Source organism: Terrisporobacter muris, from assembly GCF_024621905.1.
GTDB classification, from domain to species: Bacteria; Bacillota; Clostridia; order Peptostreptococcales; family Peptostreptococcaceae; genus Terrisporobacter; species Terrisporobacter muris.
This window is the reverse complement of sequence record NZ_JANKBY010000030.1, coordinates 1-21,098: the sequence shown is the minus strand read 5'-3', so window position 1 is coordinate 21,098 and position 21,098 is coordinate 1. Positions and strand designations below refer to the sequence as shown.

Here is a 21,098-nt window from a genome sequence, read left to right as displayed (position 1 = left end):
AAATTTTATAAAACTTTGCATATTTTTCTATTGACAAATTTTATAAAATTTTATAAAATATAGTTAAAGATTAACAAATTTTATAAAAATAAGAGGTGAATAATATGAGCAGGATAGTTCTTACATTTAAGAATAACCCGAAGGAAAAAGAAATTGAAAAATTCCTAGATAGTAAACTATCACCCGCAGGTTATATAAAGGAACTTGTATGGGCTGTTATAAATGGAAATAATCCAGAGATAGTAGCTATGCCAAAAACATTAGAATCTCAAGACAATGATCCAGCTGATGGGTTTAATTTTAATATCGAAGATTAAATTATATAAATATTAGGGAGGAATAAAAATGGCTAAACTAGGAATAGATATAGGAAACTTTGCTGTAAAAACAAGTGAAGGAGTAATTTTTGAAAGTAAGATTACTACTGTAGGAGAGTATGGAACAAGTGCAGATAGATTGACTCTGGATGGAAAAGTATTCTTTTTAGGTGAAGGTGAAGAAGAAATAAATCCGAAAAAATTTGAAAAAGAAAATTATATACCACTTCTTTTAGGAGCTATATGTAAATCTACAAATGAAGATACTGTTGATTTAGCATTAGGATTACCAATAAAACAATATACTCAATTTAAACAAGTAGTTATTGATAAGTTACAAGATAAGGAATTTAATGTAAAATTCGGAGATACAAGTAGAAGAATATATATAAATAGTGTAAAAGTATTTCCAGAAGGTGTAACAGGGTATCTATACTTTGGTAAAGACATTCAAGATAGAGTTGGTTCTAGAGATGTTGTAATTGTAGATATAGGAGGAAAAACAACAGATATAGCTTTAATTAAAGAAAATAGAGCAACTAAACCATATTCTATAGATATCGGGACAATAAATATATATGATGCTATATCTAAATCAATGGAAAAAGATGAAAGATTCCAAGGAGAAGTTACTATAGATAGAGATAAAGTTCAAGACTACATAAATAAAGGTTTTTACTTTAAAGGTGAGAAACAAGACATATCTTCTAATATAGGAGCTTCAAGAGAATTATTTAAAAAAATATATAATGAATTAAAACTTAATTACCCAATAAGTACAGAGGCAGTTGTAGTAATGGGTGGAGGAGCAAAGCTATTAGGAAATGTATTTAAGCAAAATATACCGGGTATAATTGTAATGGATGATATACAAACTCATGTATTTGCTAATGCAAATGGATATAGAAAAATGATGAGATAATTAAATAAATCAATAAAATACCAGGACATACTCCTGGTATTTTTTATAAAAAAATAAAACTTTTTTGTGGAAACACTTGACGGGACGTCATGAAAATAATATAATTAAAGTATAGAAAGGAGGTAAGAGATAAATAAAAAAGAAAGGAGGAGAGAAAGTGCCAAGTAAGAAACAAAAGAAAAACAAAAAAGAGAATCTCGAGCTGACAACTACAAAGATTCTCCTAATAATAAGCATACTTGATTTAATAAAAACTATCATAGATAAGTTCTTCTAAATCAAGGCTTGGACTTAGCACCTACTAAGTCCAAGTAAAAACTTTTGTTTCTTCTATTATAACATGAAAGGTACTTAAATAAACATGAATAATAAGGAAAGAAGAATATTGTATCTAACTTTAGTAATAAGCATAATAAATTTAATATTACGTTTTGTATAATCAATCAACATAAGGATATCTAAGTATCTTTCTTATATACTTAGATATCCAAGCAATAAAAGGAGTTAAACTATGGAAGAAAAAAGAGAATTAAATATAAGCTTTAACAAGTCAGGAAGTGGTAGTTATACACCTAGAATTTCACTTCCTGCAACATGGATAAAGGAAATGGGTATAGACACTGATAATAGAAAAGTATCAGTTACGTTTAAAGACGGTCAAATAGTAATAGAAAAAGTAAAAGAGTAATTAAAGGGACAAAATTTTAATTTTAAAAAATAGATAGGTTAGGTTTTAATATCTAACTTAGATATTTTTATAAAACAAATAAAAAAGAAAAGGGGTAAATAAAATGAAACTGAATCAAGATGATACAAAAAAGTTATTAGAAATATTATATAAAGGTTTAGAAATAATTAAGAAAGAAGAGAACACAGGGGATATTAAAGAAAAATTAAAGTGGCTAAACAGTATAAATTTAAAAATAGAAATTCTTGGTTATTATGTAGATACAGACTCTAAAGATGTAACAATGCTAGATATATCTGAATATCTAGACACTGTAATATCTGATTTAGAAGAGAATAAATTTAATGACTATATATATAATACATTATTTAATGATTTGGAAATATTATTAAATGAATAAAATAAAAGTGCTAGAGCTAGAAAAAAATTATATATATACTTATGCATATAAAAAAATAAAAACCTCTTAGAATCAACTCTAAGAGGTTTTTATAATATATTTTATTACTGTGAGGGTAAATAGAAATGCCTAACGCTCGGCATTTCTTTTAAGTGTAATTTAATTAGGGAATCTATATGTATATATTCCCTAAAGTTAATATTTCAAACTAAAAAATATATTTTTGGGCAAAATTTATAACTCATAAGGAGCAACAAAGGCATCATAGCCTTTCTTACTCAGTTCCTTAGCTTGTGTTTCAGCAGTTTCTTTTTTAGAGTAACTTCCAGCTATGACTCTATACACTGTTTTCTTATCTGAAGAAGTGCTTGAAGTACCAGGTACTTTCGTAACCTCTCCTTTTCCATTTGTACAATTTTTTATATCTTTTACAGATATCTTTTCAGCTTTAAGGTTATAACAGTCTAATTTGAACTGGTCCATTTTGCTAGGATTTTTAACCATATAAATAGGACACAATTTGTAATTTTTCCCCACAACATCTGTATGTGTTATTATATCTTTTTTACAGTCTAATCCTTTATATTGGCATAACCAAGCACATAAGTGAACCATAGCTTTGTATGTAGCATCTGTGTAATGATTATCTTTTCCTGTTGTAGCAACTTCTATAGCTATAGCATAACTATTAGCTTCATTTGTAGCATAGCATCTTTCATCAGTAGGAATTAACTGATATATAGTACCATCAAGATCTATGACATAATGAGCTGATGCATATACATATTTACCATTTACTTTATATCCATTTGCTACAACATTATTAAAATATGATACTGTGTTCTTTCCTGGTACATCAGCTTCACCTGTATAGTGTATTGCTATTTTAGTTGCCTTTAATGTTGTTCCAGGTCTACCATATTTATTTTTCTTTTGCCATTTCTCTACTACGTTTGGTTTTTTTATACTCATATTAATTTACCTCCAATATTTTTATATTTTGATTAAATAAATAAAGTGAACTCCTTTTGGTCAAAGAAATTCACTTTAATAAATTAAGTTATTTTAATGCTATAAATATTTACATACTTATGCTATTTTAGAACCAATTAACTTGTCTTAGATTTCTACCTTTAATCATTACATCTATACTTTCATCTATTAACCTAAAAGCATCTTTTAATTTATTTACAGGTACATCTTCCCATTTTTCAGCATCTAATAGTATTAATACTCTTTCTTTAACTAAATAGAAATCTTCATCAGCTCTCTTTATACCTAATCTTTGTTTTATATATCTAGCTATTCTAACTTTATCTACTGCTAATGGTCTTACATAATTAGCATATTTGTTATCTATAGTAGCTATAGCTTTATCAAGCTTATTGGATATAATATTATTTGCATCATTAACAGTTATACTTTTATGACCATTAACTATTTGATTTAATTCTTCAAATTTTTCTATGTATCTATGTGTAAAAATATTACCTTTAGTTCCTGTTGTCTTATGAGCTATAAACTCACATCCACGTTTTGTAATTTCATAACATCTATTTGTTTTTCCACTTGAGTCTTTATATGAACTTTCTATCCAATATTCACTCGGCACAATTTTGTGCTCAGTAAAATCTTTATTAACATCATCTATTTTTCTTAATAAACTTTTATGTTTAATGTCTAACATTTTAGAAACTTCTCTACTATTTATAGTTAATATTTCTATGTTTTTATTTTGTATTTGTTTTAAATTTTTCATCACGCAATCCTTCCTTTTATATTTTTTATAAAGTAAAAAGTGACTTGTCTATGATCTAAACAAAGTCACTTTTTAAATTAACTATTTACTTTGTATTAAAGTTACAAATAATTGATGTGCTCCTGTACTAGCTAATCCACTAAACATACCTCCTAGAATAACATCTGGACTAATTCCACCAACTATCCATATATTTAATGCACATCCTAATAATGCCATTATTAGTGGTATATACTTATTATCCAATGAAGGAAAGCTATTCTTTAAAACATAGCCTACGCAAACACATATACCTACAATTACCAAAACTACATAATCACTTAAAAAAGTTAAATCCATAACATTACCTCCTGATTAAAATAAATTTTGTTGTATTGACCAAATAAAAAAGCCAACTAATGTAGTTATAAGTACATAAGTTAGCTTATTTAATGTTCCTGTTAATTTTTCTAAACTATTACATAAGTTCTCAATTTTCACATCTGTTTTAGCTTGATTTTTTTCTAATTTATCAATCCTTTCAGAGTGACCATTAAGCCTTTTTTCATGCCTTTCTAAGGTATCTCTTAAATGTAATTCATCCATGTTATAGTCCTTTCTATTTAAAATTTTAATTCTCAATATTAAATCTATTTATTAAGTAAGTTCTAGCATACCTTTTAATTCATTGTACTCTTGCTCTGTCAAACATCTATCTATCCAAAACGTGTTTAACATTTTCAACATAATCTCTTTACTATCATAGTTTTTTGTTTCTATAACTCTTTTACATAATTTATACATATCAAACCCTCCTTATATAGTTACTCCTGTCATTATTCCTAATACTGATAATTTGTAAGCATTCTCTATAGCAACCTTGTCTTGTTCATATTGAATCTTATCTAAAGCCACAACACTTACAACATTACCTGAATAAGTTGCACTCATACTTGTAGCAGTAATATTACTATCAATAGATAATGTACACTCATTAAAACAATTTAGTATCCACTGTGGTGTGTTTTCTAGTATTGGCACGAAAATTGGTTCTGCCAATTCATACATTACAGTTGTTGGATTAACTTGTAGCCATTGTTTAAATGATACTAAATCAGTAGCCTTACTATTAGATATTCTAATATTAATATCTAAATTATCGCCTTTTACACCTTCAGGATTTCCTGCCGTATAAGAAGTTATAACTCTAAATTTATCACTTATAGCTGAATTACTTATTTTACTAATGCCATCATTAATAAAGAATAAAGTGGTATAATCATCATTATTCGCTCCACTAATCCTCCAATTTTCATCATCACTACCATTAAACACAGTTCTTTCACAATTCTTCCAATATCCTAATTGACCATTATGAATACATAACTCGTTATCCTTATACAAAGGTTCATCTAGGTATAGAGTTTGCTTGGACTCTTTGTATGGCTCGTATGGAGATGCAACTGTTCCTTCTTCAAGTTGTAAAATTCCTTCTTTACTTGTACCATATGTGTGCCTTGTGTAGTGGCAATTTGAAGGAGTGATGAAATTTACAAGAGGAATATCCGATTTAGATATAAACTTTTTATCTTTATCATAAAAATATATATTTGTTAACCTATTAACACCCTCTATACTAGTAACATAACTAGTATTAGGTTTAACTTTATTAAAATACGTTATGTTGCTTGTTCCATTAGGCCCTTCTGCCCCATTAGACTGTAATCCACCAGGATAGTAAGTTCCAGTTGATTTATTCTTCCCAACAACTTTCAATTCACCTTTATATTTACCTAAGTTCTCAGCTTTCTCAGTTCCTGCATCTATCATTTCTTGAGTAACTAAACAGTTATCAAATGTAGATTTCATACCTTCAAAATATTCGTTTGGTATAGGTTTATTTGTGTAGTCACCTTCTAAAACAACAAATTTAACTTCAATTTCACCCTCTGTAGCGTTAGGACCTATGAAACTCCTTATTCCATAAGTACATGAGCTTATATCAGCTCTAGTTGTTTGTTTAGTAATAAATACTCCTGTTGTTCCTGGTTTAATATTGTAGTATGAACCATAAAAAACAGAATCCGTGTTAGCATTATCATATACAGAATAATTGGCATTTACTGTATTTTTTCTAATGAAGATAATTATTGTATATTCAGTACTTGGTTTATATGCAATATTTTCAAAGAATATATTCCTATAAGTTCCATTAGCAGTTAAACGTATATAATCATTATCACTAGTTACACCATGGTTACTTGTTGTTGCTAGATATGGAGTACCACTTAAGTTCACCATAGTATTACCAACAACACTATTTACTTCAACCACACCATCTTTGGAATGTTCTAACTTAAGATGATTGCCTTCTCCTGTGATAGCTAGTCTTTTATCTCCACTTTCATTCAGTAAGCCCCCTAATACCACATCTTGTCTTTTGCTAATATACTCTACAGAATTTAATCTGCCATCTTGCTCTGTATTTTTAGCTTCATTTGCATTTACTTTAGACTCAAACCCATTTAAAAATGCTTCCCTTTCTGTGTGCTGTTCTTGTCTTAACGTTTCAGCTTCTGCTCTGCTTTTTTCAGATGCATCAACTTCTTTTAACTTATCATCAATTAATAAATCTTTAGCTTTTTTATAATTATCTATATCATTATTTTTAGCTGCTACATATCTATCTAATTCTTTATTTTTATTAGCTACATAAGTATCTATTTCTAAATCTTTTTCAGTTTTATATTGATTTATTTCTGCATTTTTATTATTTTTATATGTTTCTATATCTGTTGTAGTACTAGTTTTATAGTCAGATAAGTTTTTATTTATTTCTATATCTTTACTTAACTTATAATCATCTATATTTTTAGTGGTTTCTTGCTTGTACAATTGTAGATCTTGTTGTATAGCTTCATCTTTTTCAGTTTTATAGCTATCAATTTTAGTAGTAGTATCACTTATTAACTTAGTAACTTTATTACTATTTTCTAGTAAGTTATCATCAACTTTTTTATTCTGTTCAGATAAATTTTCCTCGACTTTTAAACTAGTGTCTGCTATAAGTTTATTTACTTGATCTATAAGTTGTTGCTTAGCTATTTCTCTTTGTTTTTCTGCTTCTACTCTATTTGTTTCAGCTTCTTGTCTACTCAATTCTAGTTTTTCAATAGTACTTAATCTAGAAATAAACTCTGTCAAAATAGGAAGTCTATCATCTTCTCCAGCTTTTTCATCTAATAATGAAATTTCATCATCTTCAACAGCATAAGAAAAATTACCCCTTAGAACCTTTTTTTCTTGATTATCTACGAGCATAACTTTTGCTATATATTTTCCAGATTGTGACTTCATAGTCTTTTTTATATCATAATACAAAAGATTATCATCTGTAACTTCCATGAAGTCACTATATAGTTGTCCATGTGGGTCTATAACAACAATTACTGGTATCATGTTACTTACATCTATTAGCTTATGTTTATTAGTTACTCTAATATACAAGTCACTTGTTTCAGCATCATTAATCGAAAATACCAAAGTAGGATTTAAAAATGTTGCTTTCGTATCTAATTTAATAATATACCTTGTGTCTAATCTTCCCATGTATACCTTCTTTCTCTAATCATTTATTATTCAACTATAGATTAGTTTTTTGTATAAAAAAAGACTATTATTATTCTTCGATAGTCTCTTTATCTATAATATAGTACTTTATTTATTACATTTTTTACACACTTGAATGCTTATTACCTATTGCAAGCCAAAATATTTTTTTACTTGTTACAGAACTTGATGCTGTGTATAATCCAACGTTACAACCTGACAACTCTATATCACCTACAGTTGTTATAACTTGATTGGCATAACTTGTGTTATCACTTACAGAAACAAACGGCATAAATGCAAATTTTTTAGGAAAAGTTACGGACTGTGTAAGTCTTGTACTTGCAGTTATACTTGAAAATGTGACACTACCCCAGCATATTAGCAAATCTCCCATGACCATGTAGCTTGAATCATTTGATGAAACATTACTAACTTTTTTATGACCTTTGAGTTTTACAATATTTTCACTTATCTTATCAATTTCTAGATTTGTTCTTTCAATTTCAGATTCTTCTTCTGTTTTAGCAGTGGTAGAATTAGTAGTATCTGTTTCTCCACTTGCTCCAATAATCATGTTAAAAGTACCATTATAATTAATATTCATATTATGAATATAACTATTAAAACTATCACCTTTTTTATTAGTTATTAAAACATCATCTCCTAAATCAGCTAATATATTACCTCCAAAATTCATTGAATAACCTTTAAATTCTAAATATGGAGCATATATTAACATATCATCTCCCCAGTAAGCATTACCATTCTCATACATTTTCTGCGAGAACAAAGGGTTATTTATTTCAACCACCTTCCCAGTATCATGTATATTAAACTCCATTGAATCTCTATCTTCCCAAATCACTCTAAGTGTTTTGATTTTAAATATATCTTTTTCGTATGATAAATTTAAATAATCATCTATTGTAAATGTATGCTTATAATTAGGTGTATCATCTTTTTTAAATGTTTTTATTGTTATTTGCCCATCTCTAGTGCAGCTCACATCACCTAAAACCAAACTGGCCATTAATCCCAAAACTTCTCTACAAGAATAACCATCTATTTTAATTTGCTTTGAATTAGTAGCTATTAGTTCAAATACATCTTCATGAATTTCAACTCCTGTTTGGTTTTGAATTCTTAATAATTTATCATATGTAGTTAGATTATCTTCATCTATGTAAGGAATATCTAGTTTAACTATATTATCATACATTGTGAAAGTCGTTGTTGTGTCTGTCTCACTTTCATTTGCAATATTAAAAACACCGTAAGGAACATATTCATACAATCCATTTTCAAGCAACAGTCCAAATTCAATTTTAACTTGCTTAGATGTATCTATAATTGAATTTGGAGTAATAAAAGTTAATGTGCATGTAGTAGAGATACAATTACCTACACTAAAAGCATTATCATTTTTTAACATACTATTAAAAGAGATATTTATTACATCATCATTTGTAAGAATTGTATCACCAATTGTAATTCTACTTTCATAGTTTTTAGTTATTTTGCTATTTGCAATTTTAAATGCTTCTGTAATATTTGTATACATTTATTCACCTATCTTTCTATCTTTCAACTAGATTAGTGCTTAGACCTTCCCACATAATAACTCCATTTCTAACCCTTAATACAGGAGATGTTCTATCTCCTGTGTAGAAAGTTTTAGTAATTGTTTTGCCTTCTTCTGGATCTGGATACTTTACAGTAAAAAATACATCTTTTACTGCTTTTAATATCTTAGATATTTCTGAATTTGAAAGTGGTCCCCATTCTACCGTTAACTTTCTTTTTGTAGCTACTCTAGTACGTTGCATTGTTCCATTTGCATTTCTTTCAGACTCTTTATCTATATCTGTAATTTCTACTTGAAAAACAGAAGGATTTTTAACATCTACACCTGCTATTGTAAGAATTGCCATATTATCACCTCACTAAAATAGGACCTAAATTAATAAGTCCTATATTTTTATTCCTTGTTTTTTTAATTGTCTTAATATAGATATAATAGATTGTCTAAATACTGTATTTCCATCAAGTTTTACAATAAAATCACCATTATAGATTTCTTTAGGTGTATTGTTGCTTGAATTATTAAAACTATTAACATCGCTTGTCGACATTCCACTTTGTAATTTACTTGCTATTAAATCAATAGCTCTTGTATTATTTTCAAGAGGTAACACAACTTCTTTACCTTGTTCTCCGATTACACTAAGAGTTGGACTATCTATAAGACCACCCTTCGCCAAGTAAGGTATCTTAGGCGCTTTCCAAGTTCTTCCACCAAATATAGGTACCCAATCTGGAACAGTAAATTTAATTTTACCTAATACAGCATTGTTTACCTGTTTTATAATTCCATTTATAGTACTTTTTACACTACTAGCTGTTGTCTTTACTTTTAATGAAATACTAAAAGCCCATGACCTTATTTTAGATTTAGCACTATTATAAGCTGATTTTACTTTATCATAAAAAGAACCTACTTTCGCTCCTACACTTAATGCCCAGCCTTTAATTGATTTTTTGGCACTTTCATATCTCTCTTTAGCCTTATCATAGAAAGAGCTTACTTTCGCTCCTAGGGAAAGTACCCAATTTTTTATTGATGTTTTAGCATGGTTATATCGTTCTTTCGCTTTATCATAGAAACTAGCTACTTTTGCTCCTACTTCTAATAATTTATCCTTCATCCACTTATTAGCACTATCATATCCTTCTTTTGCTTTATCATAAAAAGAACCTACTTTTGCAGCTATTTCTAAAGCCTTATCTTTAATCCAATCTTTTACTTCTTCCCACTTTTCTAAAGCTTTTTCCTTAAAATCTTCCACTTTTGATGTTATGTTGATTACAAATTCTTTTACTGCATCTACTATCTCGTCCCATTTTTTCTTTATATCATCTTTAAGCTTTTTAAATTTATCTGTAATACCTTTACAAAAATCAGTAAATTCTTTTTTCTTTTTATCTACCCACTTTTTGAAATTAAAATTTTTAATTTTCTTCCAATCTTTTTGTAAATCCTTACAGAATTTTAAAAATATCTTACCAACTGCTTTTATACTAGGACACATTTTTTGTAAATCATTCATGAAATCTCCAGCTAAAACTTCTACAACTTTTATAATTACTTTTGAGATTAATTTAAAAGCTCCTCCTAAAACAGTACCAATTATATCAGCTAATGTTTTAAATAATATACTAAAACCTTCTAGCCAAGGCTGTAAGGCATCTTTTATATCATTCCACGTTTTAATTACCTTGTCTCTAAAGTCTTTATTTGTTCTCCATAAATAAGTTATTGCAGATACTACTGATACTATAGCTATGGTTATTGCTGCTGTTACTGGATTTATAGCTAATAAGCCTTTTATTGCTGTTTTTATTAATGTAAAAGGTTTTAATATTGCTTTTCCAACTCTTGAAAAAATCTTAGTCAAGAAAGGAAAGTTTTTAGAAAAAAACTTAGTTATTTTACCCCAATTCTTAATCATTAAGAATCCTATTCCTGCTGTTAATCCAGCCATAATTGCTATGATAGCATCTTTATTTTTTGAAATAATATTTTTTATTTTAGCAAATATAGCTGCTATCTTCTTTGCCTTAGCATCTAGTCCAGATGTATCTATAGTAGAACCCATATCTATAGTACCTATATCTCCTAGTCCACTTACAGAAGGTATTGATGTATTTGGAGTACTACCACTTGTACCACTTGTTCCAGCTGTTCCAGCTGTTGTATTTACATTTAAATTATTTATTTCATCTAATCCACCTATCAGTCCACCGATTTCCTTTTTTGCTTTTTTTGCACTTTTAGCAGTATTATTTAAATGCTTAGAAGTATCACCTAAACTATTACTCAATCCACTAACTGCACTTGATTGATTGTTTATAGCTTTTACTTGTTGTTGTGCAACTTTAGGTTTACCAAATAAAGCATTAGTAAATACAGAAATTACTGATATAGCTTTACTTAATGCATTCATAAATACTGTTAAAGGTGGTAATATAGCATTATAAATTGGCAAAAAGGCTTGTCCTAATGCTAATTGAACATTTTTTAAGCTTGCAATAAATTGGTTATGCCTTGTTTGAGTAGTATCAGCTAATGTAGCACCATACCTTGAATATGTTTGTTCTAATATAGCGGCAAGTCTTATCTGTTGCTGTGTTTGAAAATTTAATTGTTGCCATGACTTTCCATCTGCAAGTTCTTTAAATGCTTCTGTACTCTGTAGCATAGAAACTTGGGTGTAAATTCCTAAATCCTCAATTGCCTCTGTTGAACCAAGCATACCTGATCTGATTCTTTCAGCAGTATCTTCAAAAGTTCTACCAGTTTTGCTGGCTATTATTGAAGTAGCTTTTAATAATTCTTGAGTATTATCCGATACTTCTTTAGTATTATTTTCAAAACTTGATATTAAGTTACTATAAGTTGAACCGTATTTATACCCTTCTTGAATACTCATACCATATGCTTGAGATTGACTTTTTATCCAATCTTCAAAAACCTTTGAACTATTCTGCATAGTTCTATTTATGTTTTCTATAGAAGTTTCAACACTCATTGCATCTTGTACACTATTTTTTATAAGTTCGCCTACTTTTATAGTCGCAAAAACAGTAGCAACTTTTCTCATAATGCCATTTACATTTCTTTGAAAATTAGATAGTTTTTTTTGAGCATTATTAAGACCATTATGCATATTGCTAAAGTCTGCTCCACCTCTAATAAGTAAATTTTTAACTGCCATTTGTCGCACCTCCTAAAACATTATTTAAGAGTTTTATTTGGTTTAACATCTCTTCATCTGTCATTTCTTTTCTATGTTTTTTATTTAAAAAATCATCAAGTTTAGGCTTATCTTTTCCTAAAAATTGAATAGTCCATAAAGCATTAATATACGCTAGTGTTATTTTTTCATCTGTCTCTTCTTCTTTTTTCTTCACGTATGAATTTACTATTAAACTAAATTCATATGGTGTAAGTTCCCAAAATTCTAATGGAGATAAAGAGCAAAGGGTAGCGATTTTCAAACTTTCATCTATAGAAAATTCTTCATCGTTACCCTCTACTCGTTTTTTTCTTCATTTTCTCCATTACCACCAAAAGCTTTATTAAAAGCTTCTCCCATAATTTCAATTGCTTCAATAAAATTTCCTTTCTCATCGATTAAATCCATTACCCTATCTGGAGTTAGTTTTTTATCTTCATGTATTAATCCTGCACATATAACTATAGCTGTATCTTTCATAGTTAATCCATTTAAATCTAATTTAGATATAGGTGTTTTTAACTTTTCCTCTATATATGATATAGCTTTCATTCCGTATCTAAAATTTCTTGTTTTGTCTAATTCTATTGGTGTATACATTTTTATTCCTCCTAAATTTATATAATTTATTTTTATTCTAATGTTAAAGTTGGTTTTCCAGATACTTTAATTGTTGCTCCAAAGCTAATTAAATCTTCTAAACTTGCACCTGTAGAGAATCCTGTAACAACTCCTTTAAATGCCCATTTAGCACCTATACTCTCTGGGAACTCTATTGCAAAATCTTGAACATCTCCTGTTTCAAATGCATCATACATCTTTTTTTGTCCATTACTTGAATTTATTTCTAGATATCCACTTAAGCTGACTTCTCCTGCATCTTTGAAGCCGCCTATGAATTCTCTATATCCACCATCACTCTCTAAAGTGGTATTGTCTAATGTATCAGCACTTAATTCTATTCCACCTATTTCAGTTAATCCACCTATTTTAGTTGCACTAACATCTTTTCCTATTTTTAAAACTGTTCCTAAACTTCTTGTAGCCATGTGTTTTGTTCCTCCTTGTAATAAATCGTAAAAGGTATAATACCTCTTTGTAATTTTAATTGTTCTTCATAACTTTCTGATATATCTGAAAGAGTTATATCTTGAATATATAAATTTTCTTTTCCTATTCTAGTTAATGGAAACTTATTGATTATATTTTCAATTTTTTTAGTTATATTTTTCATTTCTGAATATGAGTTACATAAAACATTGAGAATTAAGTAACATTCTCTATCTTTTGTTACTCCATCTAAATCTTTTAAATATTTATTGTTTGATATATAAACTAAATATGGTGCTTTTTGACCTTCTGGAGCATTTGTAGGAAATATTTTATTTTCTAACTCATTAATTTTATTTAATTCATATCTCAAAGCTTGCTCTATCATTTTCCACCTAATGCCTTATCTATATTTTTGCTCATTTCATCAACTATTTTTTTAGTTATGGCTTTGTTATTATCTTCCATAGCTTTTTTCATAAAGTGATATCCAGGTATGTATCTTCCATTTTTAGCAAAAAAACCATATTCTTGTGATGCTGGATAATATCCTGTAACCTTTCCATCTTTATTCTTTTTCTGAAATACATTATTTTTACTTCTATCAAAAACTACTTGATAAACTTTTTTACCTTTAGTTCTAGATTTTTCACCTATTAATTTCATTCCACCTTTTAACTGACCAGTATCACCTTCAGGTGCATTTTTTCTAGCACTTTTAAGAGCTATATTCATACCTTTTTTAGATGCTGGAGTTACACATTTTTGAGGAACTTGTCCTAATTTTTTAATGGATTTTTGTAATTCCTTCATTCCTTCTATTCTGAAATTAGCCATTATATCAACTCCTTACACAAGAGCTGTAACTCTATATTCTTTTCTTGAAAATTTATTGGTGGTGATATAATCTGAAAATATCTATCACCAAATTTAATTCTCATATTTGAGGTTAATCCTTTGATATATCTTATTTTAACTTTATGAGTTATCTCGCTATTTACTGTTTCTGCTGAAAAAAATTCTTTTCCACTAATCGGATATATACCTGCTCTAACAACAGCAACATCAATCCAATTTTCATTTGTATTAATTTCGATTTCTCCATATTCATTCTGATTATTATTAGGTCTTTGAATTACTATTCTATGTCTTAATTCACCTGGATTAATTCTATATCTACTCATATATTCACCTACAATAAATTAACTGAATGCATATCTAATATATTTGCAATTACAGTATTTGCTTTATTATCTTGAACTGAAAATACTCTATTATCATACATTTCATTACATAGAACCATTAAAGCTATCGTTAAATCTTCTTTTTTATCCACTTGCTCATCATTTAATCCGGTATAACTTTTTATATAGCTCTTTGCAGCTACTAGTATATTTTCAAATATATCATCATCAAAATTATGCTCAACGTTTGCATATTCTTTTAATTCATCAATAGTTACTTCGCTAATCTTCATTAGCTTCCACCTTCTTTTCGCCTGTTTTTACTTCTTCTACATAACCACAAGAGAGAAGATCATCAAGTATATATTTATCGTTGCACTCTTTTACTTCTCCTTTATGCATAGAAAAAGCACCAGCAAAACTTACTAATGCTTTTACCTTCATATGTTCACCTCAATTAAGCTCCCATTACTAATGCAGAAATTTTTTGTTCATTTTCTATCTTAGAATCTAATTCAACCCATCCAACTACACCAAGAGCATGTTGAGTAGCATATTTCTCTCTTAAAACTTCTATATTTACATCTTCACTTAGCTTAACAGCTAGTCCAGACATATCACCATAGTAAATAGCAGTCTTTTCAGAACTCATTGCATCCATGTTTTCAGAAGTATAAACATCTTTTCCTAATAAAGTGTATCCCCATTTAGCTGATACATCTTTATTTAATAAGTAATTTCCATCGTTATCTTTTAATTTTCTTATAGCTGTTCTAGTAGATTTATTCATTATCCATATTGCTCCTGCTTGATAAATATCTGGAACCATTTCTTGTACATCTATTAATTCATCACTTGTTAAAGCATTAGAACTTGCAGCAGTTACTTTTTGTTTAACTGTACTTAATCCAGTTACTTTACTTGGTGTTCCTTTTAATAATTCTTTTTCAATAAATATAGCAATACTTTCAGCCATAGCAGTTATAACAAAAGATACTAAATCAAAATCAGAGTTATTTACTAATGATTTTGATACTTTTGTTAATGCACCTGCTAAGTATCCTTTTAATTCTATATTTAAGAATTTGCCAGAACTTGATTCTAAATCTGTAAACTCTGTTGCATATGCTGTTGTAATTGCTGATGAAGATTCATCATAGTATGGTATTGTTAAATCTCCTTTTACATTGTATCTAGTAGCTAATTGATATATAGGTGATATATCATGTACCTTTTTTATTATTTTTTGGGCAATTGTCTTTGGAATAACTGCTCCATTATCACCCACAGCTAAATTAGTTGTTCTTGTTTCAACAACTCCTCTTATATAATTTGCAAATGCTCTTTCTTCTGATTCAAGACCTTCTTCTTCTGCATTTTTCTTAGCAGGAATCTTATTAAAAGCTCTCTGTTCATCTATAGCTGAAAGAGTCTTATCTATTTTAGATATTTCTTTTTTGATTTCATCATATCTAGTTTCTTCTTCATCTGTTAATGTTCTTGTTTCAGCTTCTGCAGATTCTACTATATTAGTCATTTCATTTACTAACTCTGTTCTTTGTTCTTCTAATGCTTTACCATCTATTGGTAATGTTCTAAATTCTGCTATTTTTATTATCATTGTGATTTATCCTCCTTAAATTTAAGTAAAATAAAAAAGTCTTATATTAAGACTTTTTAAATGTTTCTATTTCTTTTTTATATTTGCTATAATCAATGTTTGTTCTTTTTTCTTTATTTTTAGATTCATCTATTGTTATAGCTTTAAAATCAGTTACTCTATTCTCAGTTAATACTTCTTTATCATCTCTCATTTCAATAGATGTAGCTGAATATGCTGGATTTCTGGTATCATCAACTATAGTTACTTCAAATAAATCCAACTCTTCTACAGTTCTTTTTTCATAACCATTTTCTACTGTTTCCCAGTTGTCTTTTTCTGCATAAAATCCAAAGCTCCATCCTCTTAATTGTTTGTTTTTAGCTTTTTCAATTACATCTGGATCTGTTACAGTACATATTGCTCTTAATCCAATATTATCTTCAAATAACTCAAGATTTCCTTCTGAAGTAGAACCAAGTTTTCTATTTTTATCATGATTTAATAATAAATCAACATTAGATCTTCTTTCTAAACTCCTTTGAAATGCTCCAGGTTTTATTTTTTCAACAAACCTTCCTTTTACAGAAGGAATTGGCTTACTTTCCCTATCAACAGCATTTACATATCCATCAAGTATTACACTATCATTACGAATCTCTATTCTCATTAGTATCACCCCCTTTCATATCTGATGTTTTATCAGTATTTGGAGTGTATACTTTTCCTGTTTTAGTATTATAAAGAACATCATTTAACCCTAATAAGATAATATCTTCAAATAATTCCAGAGGTTCTAAATCTTCTTTATATCTTATATCATTTACACCCATTATCTTATTCTTAATTGCTATTTCATAAGCTTTAAATCTCTTCTCTATATCACCTTTTAATAACTCATTCGCATCATACCCAAAATAAAAAGACTTCTTCTCTTTTTCTAGAAGTAAGTCTCTATTTATACTTGCCATTAAGTTATTAAGTAGTGGTAATATAGCCATTTTAAACATTTTATCAAAGTCACCTTCATTGGCTTTACCATCTCCACTTATTATACTTGGTGGAATATTCAATATTTTGCAAATTTCTGAACCATTAGTTATTTTATTTTCATTTAACTGTAATTCTGTTGGAGTTGCTTGACTTTCTTTAAATTGTAATCCTTTATTAAGCACTATACAATTTTCAGTATTATTAGAGTACATATTTCTCCATTGCTCTTTTAAATTAAGCATTGCCTCAAGTGTTAATTTTGAATCAGATTCAATAAATCCTTTTTTATTTCCTCCAGTTTTACTTAGTATATTCTCATATTTAAGCGAATTATAAATAACAGAAAGTAATATAATATTTTCTTCTATTATTCCATAGCCAGTACAACCATTATCTGTATGCCTTAATAATTTAATAAAATCATAAGGTTTATATATATGACCATGTACTAATACATCATAATTTTTGAAAATTGGATCTGAATTTCTATTTATACTTAAATTACTCTCCTTAACATAATGTAAACTTTTAAAGTTACCTCTTTCTTTATTTATGTATATATATCCATTTCCCATTAGCAAATAATCTATAACAAAAGCCTTTTTCATTTCAAATGATGTAAGTGTATCTCCTGTCTCTTCATTCAAGAGTTTAAGCCTTATATCGTCTTTTATTTCTATTATTTTTCCATTCTCTTCTTTATAAAGCTTAATAGGTATACTTGCAACTAATGATGATATTAACTCTACACATCCTGCTAAGGTTGGAATATTTAAAGCTTCTGTTCTAGTTATGCTATCCTCAATCAATCCTGCTGCTAGCAATAAATCTTTTAAATTAGTATCCTCTTGCTCTAAAATTGACCGATTTTCTTTTTTATTTTTCCAAAATTTCAAGTTCATCATTTCACCTCATTTCTATATAACTTGGATAGTGAAATCACTTCCATTCAACTGTTCTTGTTGTAATAAATAAGTTGCATTTATTAATGCTACAACCATATCCACTTTTCCAGAAGATTTTTTCTTATTAACGTATTTATTCAAATTTGTATCTTCTGTACATCTAGCATTTTGAAAATTAATCTCTAACATTAAATTTTCATCATAACTAAAGTTTTTACTCAATATACATTCTTTTAATAATTTAGTTGGCATATGTAATACTGAACTATGTTGCTTAATTTCAACACATTCATATCCATCATTCTCTAACTTTTGAACTGTACTTAAAGCATTATATCGGTCATATCCTATCTGAGCTATCTCTACTCCATATACATCTTCTAACTCAAGTATTTTCTTTTCAATAAAACTATAGTCTATTACTTCATCTCCACAATCAAAGCATACTCCATCTCTTATGAGTTTTTTATAATTTACGTTTTCTCTTTTGCTTTTTAACTCAAGTTTGTCACTAGGAATAAATCCCCAAACCTTTGCATATATATTGCCTTCATATTCTGTTACCATCGCAACAGAAGTATTATCATCTGATTGTGATAAATCGACTCCTAGATATACTTTTTTACCCTTCCAAAACTTAAGATTTTCTATTGATTTACACTCTCTAACTTTAGTAACTTCTATATATCCTTCTACTCCAAGACCTTTGTATTTTATATTATTATGTTTACAAAGATAATTTTCTCTTTTATTTTCATATAAAATAGCCATAGTTCTCATTTCTGTTATTGCATCAAATATATATTGATTTTTTACAGATACAGGGTTACTCTGATATATTACTAAATCTTCTGTTTGCCATAGATCATTGACTAGGAATTCACTATCTGGTTCATACAATAAAGAAAATCTTCTTTTATTATCTATTAATCCATCTAGTACTTTCTTAGATATATCAATTTCATCTATCATTGCATTATTATCATTTGGATATTGAGTACTAATTATTATTCCAAGCTTGTTAAATAAAGTTATTTGTGATGATCTCATGGCTTCTATTGGATAACTGTCCATTGCTCCTGCTTCATCAGCCAAAAAAGCATTTGCTAACTTTCCATCCATACGGTCTTCACTATATGCAAGTGGTATGTATTCACTATCAGTTAATAAACATCTTATTTCACTTCTAAGGACTTTAAATACATCATCTTCTGCTAATAAGGGACTAACTTTTATTATTTTTCTTATAGCTATTTTTAACTCAGATGATAATTTCAAATCTGGTGCAACAGAAAAGAAACGTGAAAATGGCTTATCTGTAATTAATAAGAGTATAAAAATAACTGCACTATTAAAAGTCTTAAAATTTTTACGACTTATTTCTAGTACAGCTGTTATGTAATATCTTATATCTTTATTTTCATCATTTCTCATTTTTGTGCATAATGTTGCAACTATTAAAAACCATGCATAATCTTCTAAACCTTCATTCATAGGACACATTAAATCTGGATGGACCATTAATCCTAATATTCTATTTATCTTATTTAATTCTTTTTCATCTACATATGCATCTTCATCTATACCATCAGCTTTTTTTATCCAGTCTTGAGCTTGTTTTTTTACATAGATAGGAACTTTTTTGTTATCATCAGATATGCACCATTTAGCATATTTATAAGCTTTACTATCTTTAATCTCCATTTATAGCCCTCAGTAATTTTTCTTTACTAGATTCATTATCAACCTTTTTAGGTATACTTCTAAGTGCTGATGTTATAGTCATTACATTTTCTTTTTCTATATCAAGAAGCATTTTTCTTTTTGTCTGTAGTTGTTTATCTATTGCAATCATAGTACTTGATAATGAAGCAATTTCAGAAGTAAATTTCCTTAGTTCTTTAGCTTTGTCTAATTCTTCTAATTCATCTACTACAGAATAAAATGTATCTTTTAATTCTTCAATTAAATTATAAATTTCAACTTTTTTCTTTTCAAAATCATCACATTCAGCTTGTAATAAACAATACCTATTTATCACTGGTTCATAAATAGCATCATTTTTCCCTATATTTTTAAGTAGTTTATTTACCCTTAAAAATTCTTTATGTGCTATTGGATTTTTTTTTACTTCAGGTCGTTCTCTTATAGCTACACCAGTAGCTAAAGCAGCTTCCCCTTCTTCTCTTAATTTAAGTTCTTTTTTAGTTCGATGTGACTTTTTTTCACTTTTTAAAACCGAGAAAGGTTTCGGTGGTGTAGGCATAATAAATAGACCTCCTTTCAAAAAATACATTTAAAAGCTGATGTGGGAATATTTTATTTACAGAGGTAGACACGTGGTGTTCCTAGGACCTTCTAGAAAATCTCTGATACCCCGGGGGTATATATTTAAATATTTTCAGCTTCTTCTTGAGCTTTTACAATAGATAGTAGTTCATCTCTTGGTATAGTTCCTTGTTCAGCTAGTTCATGGTGATACTCACATAGAGTTATTAGATTAGTATCTTCTAATCTTAAGTCATAACTTTCTTTAATAGGTACTATATGATGAACTTCTAAATTATTATAATTATATTTATTTATTGTATTGTATAACTTCCTTATACATATCTGACATAAGTGTTTATCTCTTCTCCTTATATCATCCCTTTTCTTTTGCCATGATCTTGTCCATCTAAACTTATCAGCTTCACTTGTTTTATATTTATTATTCTTAGGCTTCATAGGACATATGAATTCTTTTTTATGTATTCTTCCACAATATATAATAAGTTTTTGTTGAAGATATTTTTTTACCATTGTACTCATTCCAGCATTGTATTCTTACAGAATAATTTAGTTTTTTTGTATCAGTCCATTTAAACGCTACTTTCTTAACAAGTTTTGTATC

Annotated in this window: 27 protein-coding genes; 4 read left to right on the top strand and 23 right to left on the bottom strand. The window is 28.2% G+C overall.

Annotated features, from left to right (window positions below):
* Window positions 1-104: 104 nt before the first annotated feature.
* From NSA58_RS04365 to NSA58_RS04350, 4 genes are all read left to right on the top strand, one after another.
* Window positions 105-317: a hypothetical protein gene (locus NSA58_RS04365; RefSeq protein WP_257560158.1), complete on the top strand. Its 213-nt coding sequence runs from the start codon at window positions 105-107 to the stop codon at window positions 315-317.
* Between the two features lie 28 nt (window positions 318-345).
* Window positions 346-1,239: a ParM/StbA family protein gene (locus NSA58_RS04360; RefSeq protein WP_148490065.1), complete on the top strand. Its 894-nt coding sequence runs from the start codon at window positions 346-348 to the stop codon at window positions 1,237-1,239.
* Between the two features lie 511 nt (window positions 1,240-1,750).
* On the top strand, window positions 1,751-1,927 hold the full coding sequence (locus NSA58_RS04355; protein WP_257560157.1) for an AbrB/MazE/SpoVT family DNA-binding domain-containing protein: 177 nt from the start codon (window positions 1,751-1,753) through the stop codon (window positions 1,925-1,927).
* A 103-nt stretch (window positions 1,928-2,030) separates the two neighbouring features.
* Window positions 2,031-2,327: a hypothetical protein gene (locus NSA58_RS04350; RefSeq protein ID WP_257560156.1), complete on the top strand. Its 297-nt coding sequence runs from the start codon at window positions 2,031-2,033 to the stop codon at window positions 2,325-2,327.
* Between the two features lie 234 nt (window positions 2,328-2,561).
* On the opposite strand, the gene NSA58_RS04345 is transcribed toward NSA58_RS04350, so the two are convergent.
* The 23 genes from NSA58_RS04345 to NSA58_RS04235 all read right to left on the bottom strand — a co-directional run bounded on the left by NSA58_RS04345 (window position 2,562) and on the right by NSA58_RS04235 (window position 21,007).
* Window positions 2,562-3,299 (bottom strand): N-acetylmuramoyl-L-alanine amidase, encoded by a 738-nt coding sequence (locus NSA58_RS04345; RefSeq protein ID WP_257560155.1) that lies wholly within the window; start codon window positions 3,297-3,299, stop codon window positions 2,562-2,564.
* A 127-nt stretch (window positions 3,300-3,426) separates the two neighbouring features.
* Window positions 3,427-4,086, bottom strand: a complete 660-nt coding sequence (locus NSA58_RS04340) for a Rha family transcriptional regulator (protein WP_257560154.1) — start codon at window positions 4,084-4,086, stop codon at window positions 3,427-3,429.
* Window positions 4,087-4,167: 81 nt separating this feature from the next.
* The gene (locus NSA58_RS04335; RefSeq protein ID WP_257560153.1) at window positions 4,168-4,425 is read right to left on the bottom strand and encodes a phage holin family protein; all 258 of its coding nucleotides are present in this window, start codon (window positions 4,423-4,425) and stop codon (window positions 4,168-4,170) included.
* A 15-nt stretch (window positions 4,426-4,440) separates the two neighbouring features.
* Window positions 4,441-4,671: a hemolysin XhlA family protein gene (locus tag NSA58_RS04330; protein ID WP_257560015.1), complete on the bottom strand. Its 231-nt coding sequence runs from the start codon at window positions 4,669-4,671 to the stop codon at window positions 4,441-4,443.
* Between the two features lie 51 nt (window positions 4,672-4,722).
* Complete coding sequence (locus tag NSA58_RS04325; RefSeq protein WP_257560152.1) at window positions 4,723-4,869, bottom strand: hypothetical protein; 147 nt, start codon at window positions 4,867-4,869, stop codon at window positions 4,723-4,725.
* 12 nt (window positions 4,870-4,881) lie between these two features.
* The gene (locus NSA58_RS04320; RefSeq protein WP_257560151.1) at window positions 4,882-7,674 is read right to left on the bottom strand and encodes a BppU family phage baseplate upper protein; all 2,793 of its coding nucleotides are present in this window, start codon (window positions 7,672-7,674) and stop codon (window positions 4,882-4,884) included.
* Window positions 7,675-7,798: 124 nt separating this feature from the next.
* Window positions 7,799-9,238 (bottom strand): gp53-like domain-containing protein, encoded by a 1,440-nt coding sequence (locus NSA58_RS04315; protein WP_257560150.1) that lies wholly within the window; start codon window positions 9,236-9,238, stop codon window positions 7,799-7,801.
* 16 nt (window positions 9,239-9,254) lie between these two features.
* Window positions 9,255-9,608, bottom strand: coding sequence for a DUF6711 family protein (locus NSA58_RS04310; RefSeq protein ID WP_257560149.1), 354 nt, complete (start codon window positions 9,606-9,608; stop codon window positions 9,255-9,257).
* A gap of 39 nt (window positions 9,609-9,647) precedes the next feature.
* Entirely contained in the window at window positions 9,648-12,452 is a 2,805-nt protein-coding gene (locus NSA58_RS04305) for a hypothetical protein (RefSeq protein WP_257560148.1), read from the bottom strand.
* Window positions 12,442-12,735, bottom strand: a complete 294-nt coding sequence (locus NSA58_RS04300) for a hypothetical protein (protein WP_257560147.1) — start codon at window positions 12,733-12,735, stop codon at window positions 12,442-12,444. Before NSA58_RS04300 ends, NSA58_RS04305 begins: the two co-directional genes overlap by 11 nt.
* 35 nt (window positions 12,736-12,770) lie before the next feature.
* A complete protein-coding gene (locus tag NSA58_RS04295; RefSeq protein ID WP_257560146.1) occupies window positions 12,771-13,073 on the bottom strand; it encodes a hypothetical protein in 303 nt (100 codons plus the stop codon).
* A gap of 32 nt (window positions 13,074-13,105) precedes the next feature.
* Window positions 13,106-13,522 carry a phage tail tube protein gene (locus NSA58_RS04290; RefSeq protein ID WP_257560145.1) on the bottom strand — a complete coding sequence of 139 codons (417 nt, stop codon included), beginning with the start codon at window positions 13,520-13,522 and terminating at the stop codon, window positions 13,106-13,108.
* Window positions 13,504-13,911, bottom strand: a complete 408-nt coding sequence (locus tag NSA58_RS04285; RefSeq protein ID WP_257560144.1) for a hypothetical protein — start codon at window positions 13,909-13,911, stop codon at window positions 13,504-13,506. Before NSA58_RS04285 ends, NSA58_RS04290 begins: the two co-directional genes overlap by 19 nt.
* Complete coding sequence (locus NSA58_RS04280; RefSeq protein WP_257560143.1) at window positions 13,908-14,360, bottom strand: HK97-gp10 family putative phage morphogenesis protein; 453 nt, start codon at window positions 14,358-14,360, stop codon at window positions 13,908-13,910. Before NSA58_RS04280 ends, NSA58_RS04285 begins: the two co-directional genes overlap by 4 nt.
* Window positions 14,360-14,707, bottom strand: coding sequence for a phage head closure protein (locus tag NSA58_RS04275; protein WP_257560142.1), 348 nt, complete (start codon window positions 14,705-14,707; stop codon window positions 14,360-14,362). The genes NSA58_RS04280 and NSA58_RS04275 overlap by 1 nt, the downstream gene beginning before the upstream one ends.
* Window positions 14,708-14,715: 8 nt before the next feature.
* Complete coding sequence (locus tag NSA58_RS04270; protein WP_257560141.1) at window positions 14,716-15,000, bottom strand: head-tail connector protein; 285 nt, start codon at window positions 14,998-15,000, stop codon at window positions 14,716-14,718.
* Window positions 14,990-15,151 (bottom strand): hypothetical protein, encoded by a 162-nt coding sequence (locus NSA58_RS04265; protein ID WP_257560140.1) that lies wholly within the window; start codon window positions 15,149-15,151, stop codon window positions 14,990-14,992. Before NSA58_RS04265 ends, NSA58_RS04270 begins: the two co-directional genes overlap by 11 nt.
* A 13-nt stretch (window positions 15,152-15,164) precedes the next feature.
* The gene (locus NSA58_RS04260) at window positions 15,165-16,328 is read right to left on the bottom strand and encodes a phage major capsid protein (RefSeq protein WP_257560139.1); all 1,164 of its coding nucleotides are present in this window, start codon (window positions 16,326-16,328) and stop codon (window positions 15,165-15,167) included.
* A gap of 46 nt (window positions 16,329-16,374) precedes the next feature.
* Complete coding sequence (locus tag NSA58_RS04255) at window positions 16,375-16,977, bottom strand: HK97 family phage prohead protease (protein ID WP_257560138.1); 603 nt, start codon at window positions 16,975-16,977, stop codon at window positions 16,375-16,377.
* Window positions 16,958-18,202, bottom strand: coding sequence for a phage portal protein (locus NSA58_RS04250; protein WP_257560137.1), 1,245 nt, complete (start codon window positions 18,200-18,202; stop codon window positions 16,958-16,960). Before NSA58_RS04250 ends, NSA58_RS04255 begins: the two co-directional genes overlap by 20 nt.
* A 15-nt stretch (window positions 18,203-18,217) precedes the next feature.
* Window positions 18,218-19,909, bottom strand: a complete 1,692-nt coding sequence (locus tag NSA58_RS04245) for a terminase TerL endonuclease subunit (RefSeq protein WP_257560136.1) — start codon at window positions 19,907-19,909, stop codon at window positions 18,218-18,220.
* Complete coding sequence (locus NSA58_RS04240; RefSeq protein ID WP_257560135.1) at window positions 19,899-20,471, bottom strand: hypothetical protein; 573 nt, start codon at window positions 20,469-20,471, stop codon at window positions 19,899-19,901. Before NSA58_RS04240 ends, NSA58_RS04245 begins: the two co-directional genes overlap by 11 nt.
* 125 nt (window positions 20,472-20,596) lie before the next feature.
* The gene (locus tag NSA58_RS04235; RefSeq protein ID WP_257560134.1) at window positions 20,597-21,007 is read right to left on the bottom strand and encodes an HNH endonuclease; all 411 of its coding nucleotides are present in this window, start codon (window positions 21,005-21,007) and stop codon (window positions 20,597-20,599) included.
* Window positions 21,008-21,098: the final 91 nt, after the last annotated feature.

Excerpts from the sequence above, each read along its gene's own strand:
- NSA58_RS04365 (WP_257560158.1), top strand. The coding sequence starts at position 105 with ATGAGCAGGATAGTTCTTACATTTAAGAATAACCCGAAGGAAAAAGAA.
- NSA58_RS04360 (WP_148490065.1), top strand. The coding sequence starts at position 346 with ATGGCTAAACTAGGAATAGATATAGGAAACTTTGCTGTAAAAACAAGT.
- NSA58_RS04355 (WP_257560157.1), top strand. The coding sequence starts at position 1,751 with ATGGAAGAAAAAAGAGAATTAAATATAAGCTTTAACAAGTCAGGAAGT.
- NSA58_RS04350 (WP_257560156.1), top strand. The coding sequence starts at position 2,031 with ATGAAACTGAATCAAGATGATACAAAAAAGTTATTAGAAATATTATAT.
- NSA58_RS04345 (WP_257560155.1), bottom strand. The coding sequence starts at position 3,299 with ATGAGTATAAAAAAACCAAACGTAGTAGAGAAATGGCAAAAGAAAAAT.
- NSA58_RS04340 (WP_257560154.1), bottom strand. The coding sequence starts at position 4,086 with ATGAAAAATTTAAAACAAATACAAAATAAAAACATAGAAATATTAACT.
- NSA58_RS04335 (WP_257560153.1), bottom strand. The coding sequence starts at position 4,425 with ATGGATTTAACTTTTTTAAGTGATTATGTAGTTTTGGTAATTGTAGGT.
- NSA58_RS04330 (WP_257560015.1), bottom strand. The coding sequence starts at position 4,671 with ATGGATGAATTACATTTAAGAGATACCTTAGAAAGGCATGAAAAAAGG.
- NSA58_RS04325 (WP_257560152.1), bottom strand. The coding sequence starts at position 4,869 with ATGTATAAATTATGTAAAAGAGTTATAGAAACAAAAAACTATGATAGT.
- NSA58_RS04320 (WP_257560151.1), bottom strand. The coding sequence starts at position 7,674 with ATGGGAAGATTAGACACAAGGTATATTATTAAATTAGATACGAAAGCA.
- NSA58_RS04315 (WP_257560150.1), bottom strand. The coding sequence starts at position 9,238 with ATGTATACAAATATTACAGAAGCATTTAAAATTGCAAATAGCAAAATA.
- NSA58_RS04310 (WP_257560149.1), bottom strand. The coding sequence starts at position 9,608 with ATGGCAATTCTTACAATAGCAGGTGTAGATGTTAAAAATCCTTCTGTT.
- NSA58_RS04305 (WP_257560148.1), bottom strand. The coding sequence starts at position 12,452 with ATGGCAGTTAAAAATTTACTTATTAGAGGTGGAGCAGACTTTAGCAAT.
- NSA58_RS04295 (WP_257560146.1), bottom strand. The coding sequence starts at position 13,073 with ATGTATACACCAATAGAATTAGACAAAACAAGAAATTTTAGATACGGA.
- NSA58_RS04290 (WP_257560145.1), bottom strand. The coding sequence starts at position 13,522 with ATGGCTACAAGAAGTTTAGGAACAGTTTTAAAAATAGGAAAAGATGTT.
- NSA58_RS04285 (WP_257560144.1), bottom strand. The coding sequence starts at position 13,911 with ATGATAGAGCAAGCTTTGAGATATGAATTAAATAAAATTAATGAGTTA.
- NSA58_RS04280 (WP_257560143.1), bottom strand. The coding sequence starts at position 14,360 with ATGGCTAATTTCAGAATAGAAGGAATGAAGGAATTACAAAAATCCATT.
- NSA58_RS04275 (WP_257560142.1), bottom strand. The coding sequence starts at position 14,707 with ATGAGTAGATATAGAATTAATCCAGGTGAATTAAGACATAGAATAGTA.
- NSA58_RS04270 (WP_257560141.1), bottom strand. The coding sequence starts at position 15,000 with ATGAAGATTAGCGAAGTAACTATTGATGAATTAAAAGAATATGCAAAC.
- NSA58_RS04265 (WP_257560140.1), bottom strand. The coding sequence starts at position 15,151 with ATGAAGGTAAAAGCATTAGTAAGTTTTGCTGGTGCTTTTTCTATGCAT.
- NSA58_RS04260 (WP_257560139.1), bottom strand. The coding sequence starts at position 16,328 with ATGATAATAAAAATAGCAGAATTTAGAACATTACCAATAGATGGTAAA.
- NSA58_RS04255 (WP_257560138.1), bottom strand. The coding sequence starts at position 16,977 with ATGAGAATAGAGATTCGTAATGATAGTGTAATACTTGATGGATATGTA.
- NSA58_RS04250 (WP_257560137.1), bottom strand. The coding sequence starts at position 18,202 with ATGAACTTGAAATTTTGGAAAAATAAAAAAGAAAATCGGTCAATTTTA.
- NSA58_RS04245 (WP_257560136.1), bottom strand. The coding sequence starts at position 19,909 with ATGGAGATTAAAGATAGTAAAGCTTATAAATATGCTAAATGGTGCATA.
- NSA58_RS04240 (WP_257560135.1), bottom strand. The coding sequence starts at position 20,471 with ATGCCTACACCACCGAAACCTTTCTCGGTTTTAAAAAGTGAAAAAAAG.
- NSA58_RS04235 (WP_257560134.1), bottom strand. The coding sequence starts at position 21,007 with ATGGTAAAAAAATATCTTCAACAAAAACTTATTATATATTGTGGAAGA.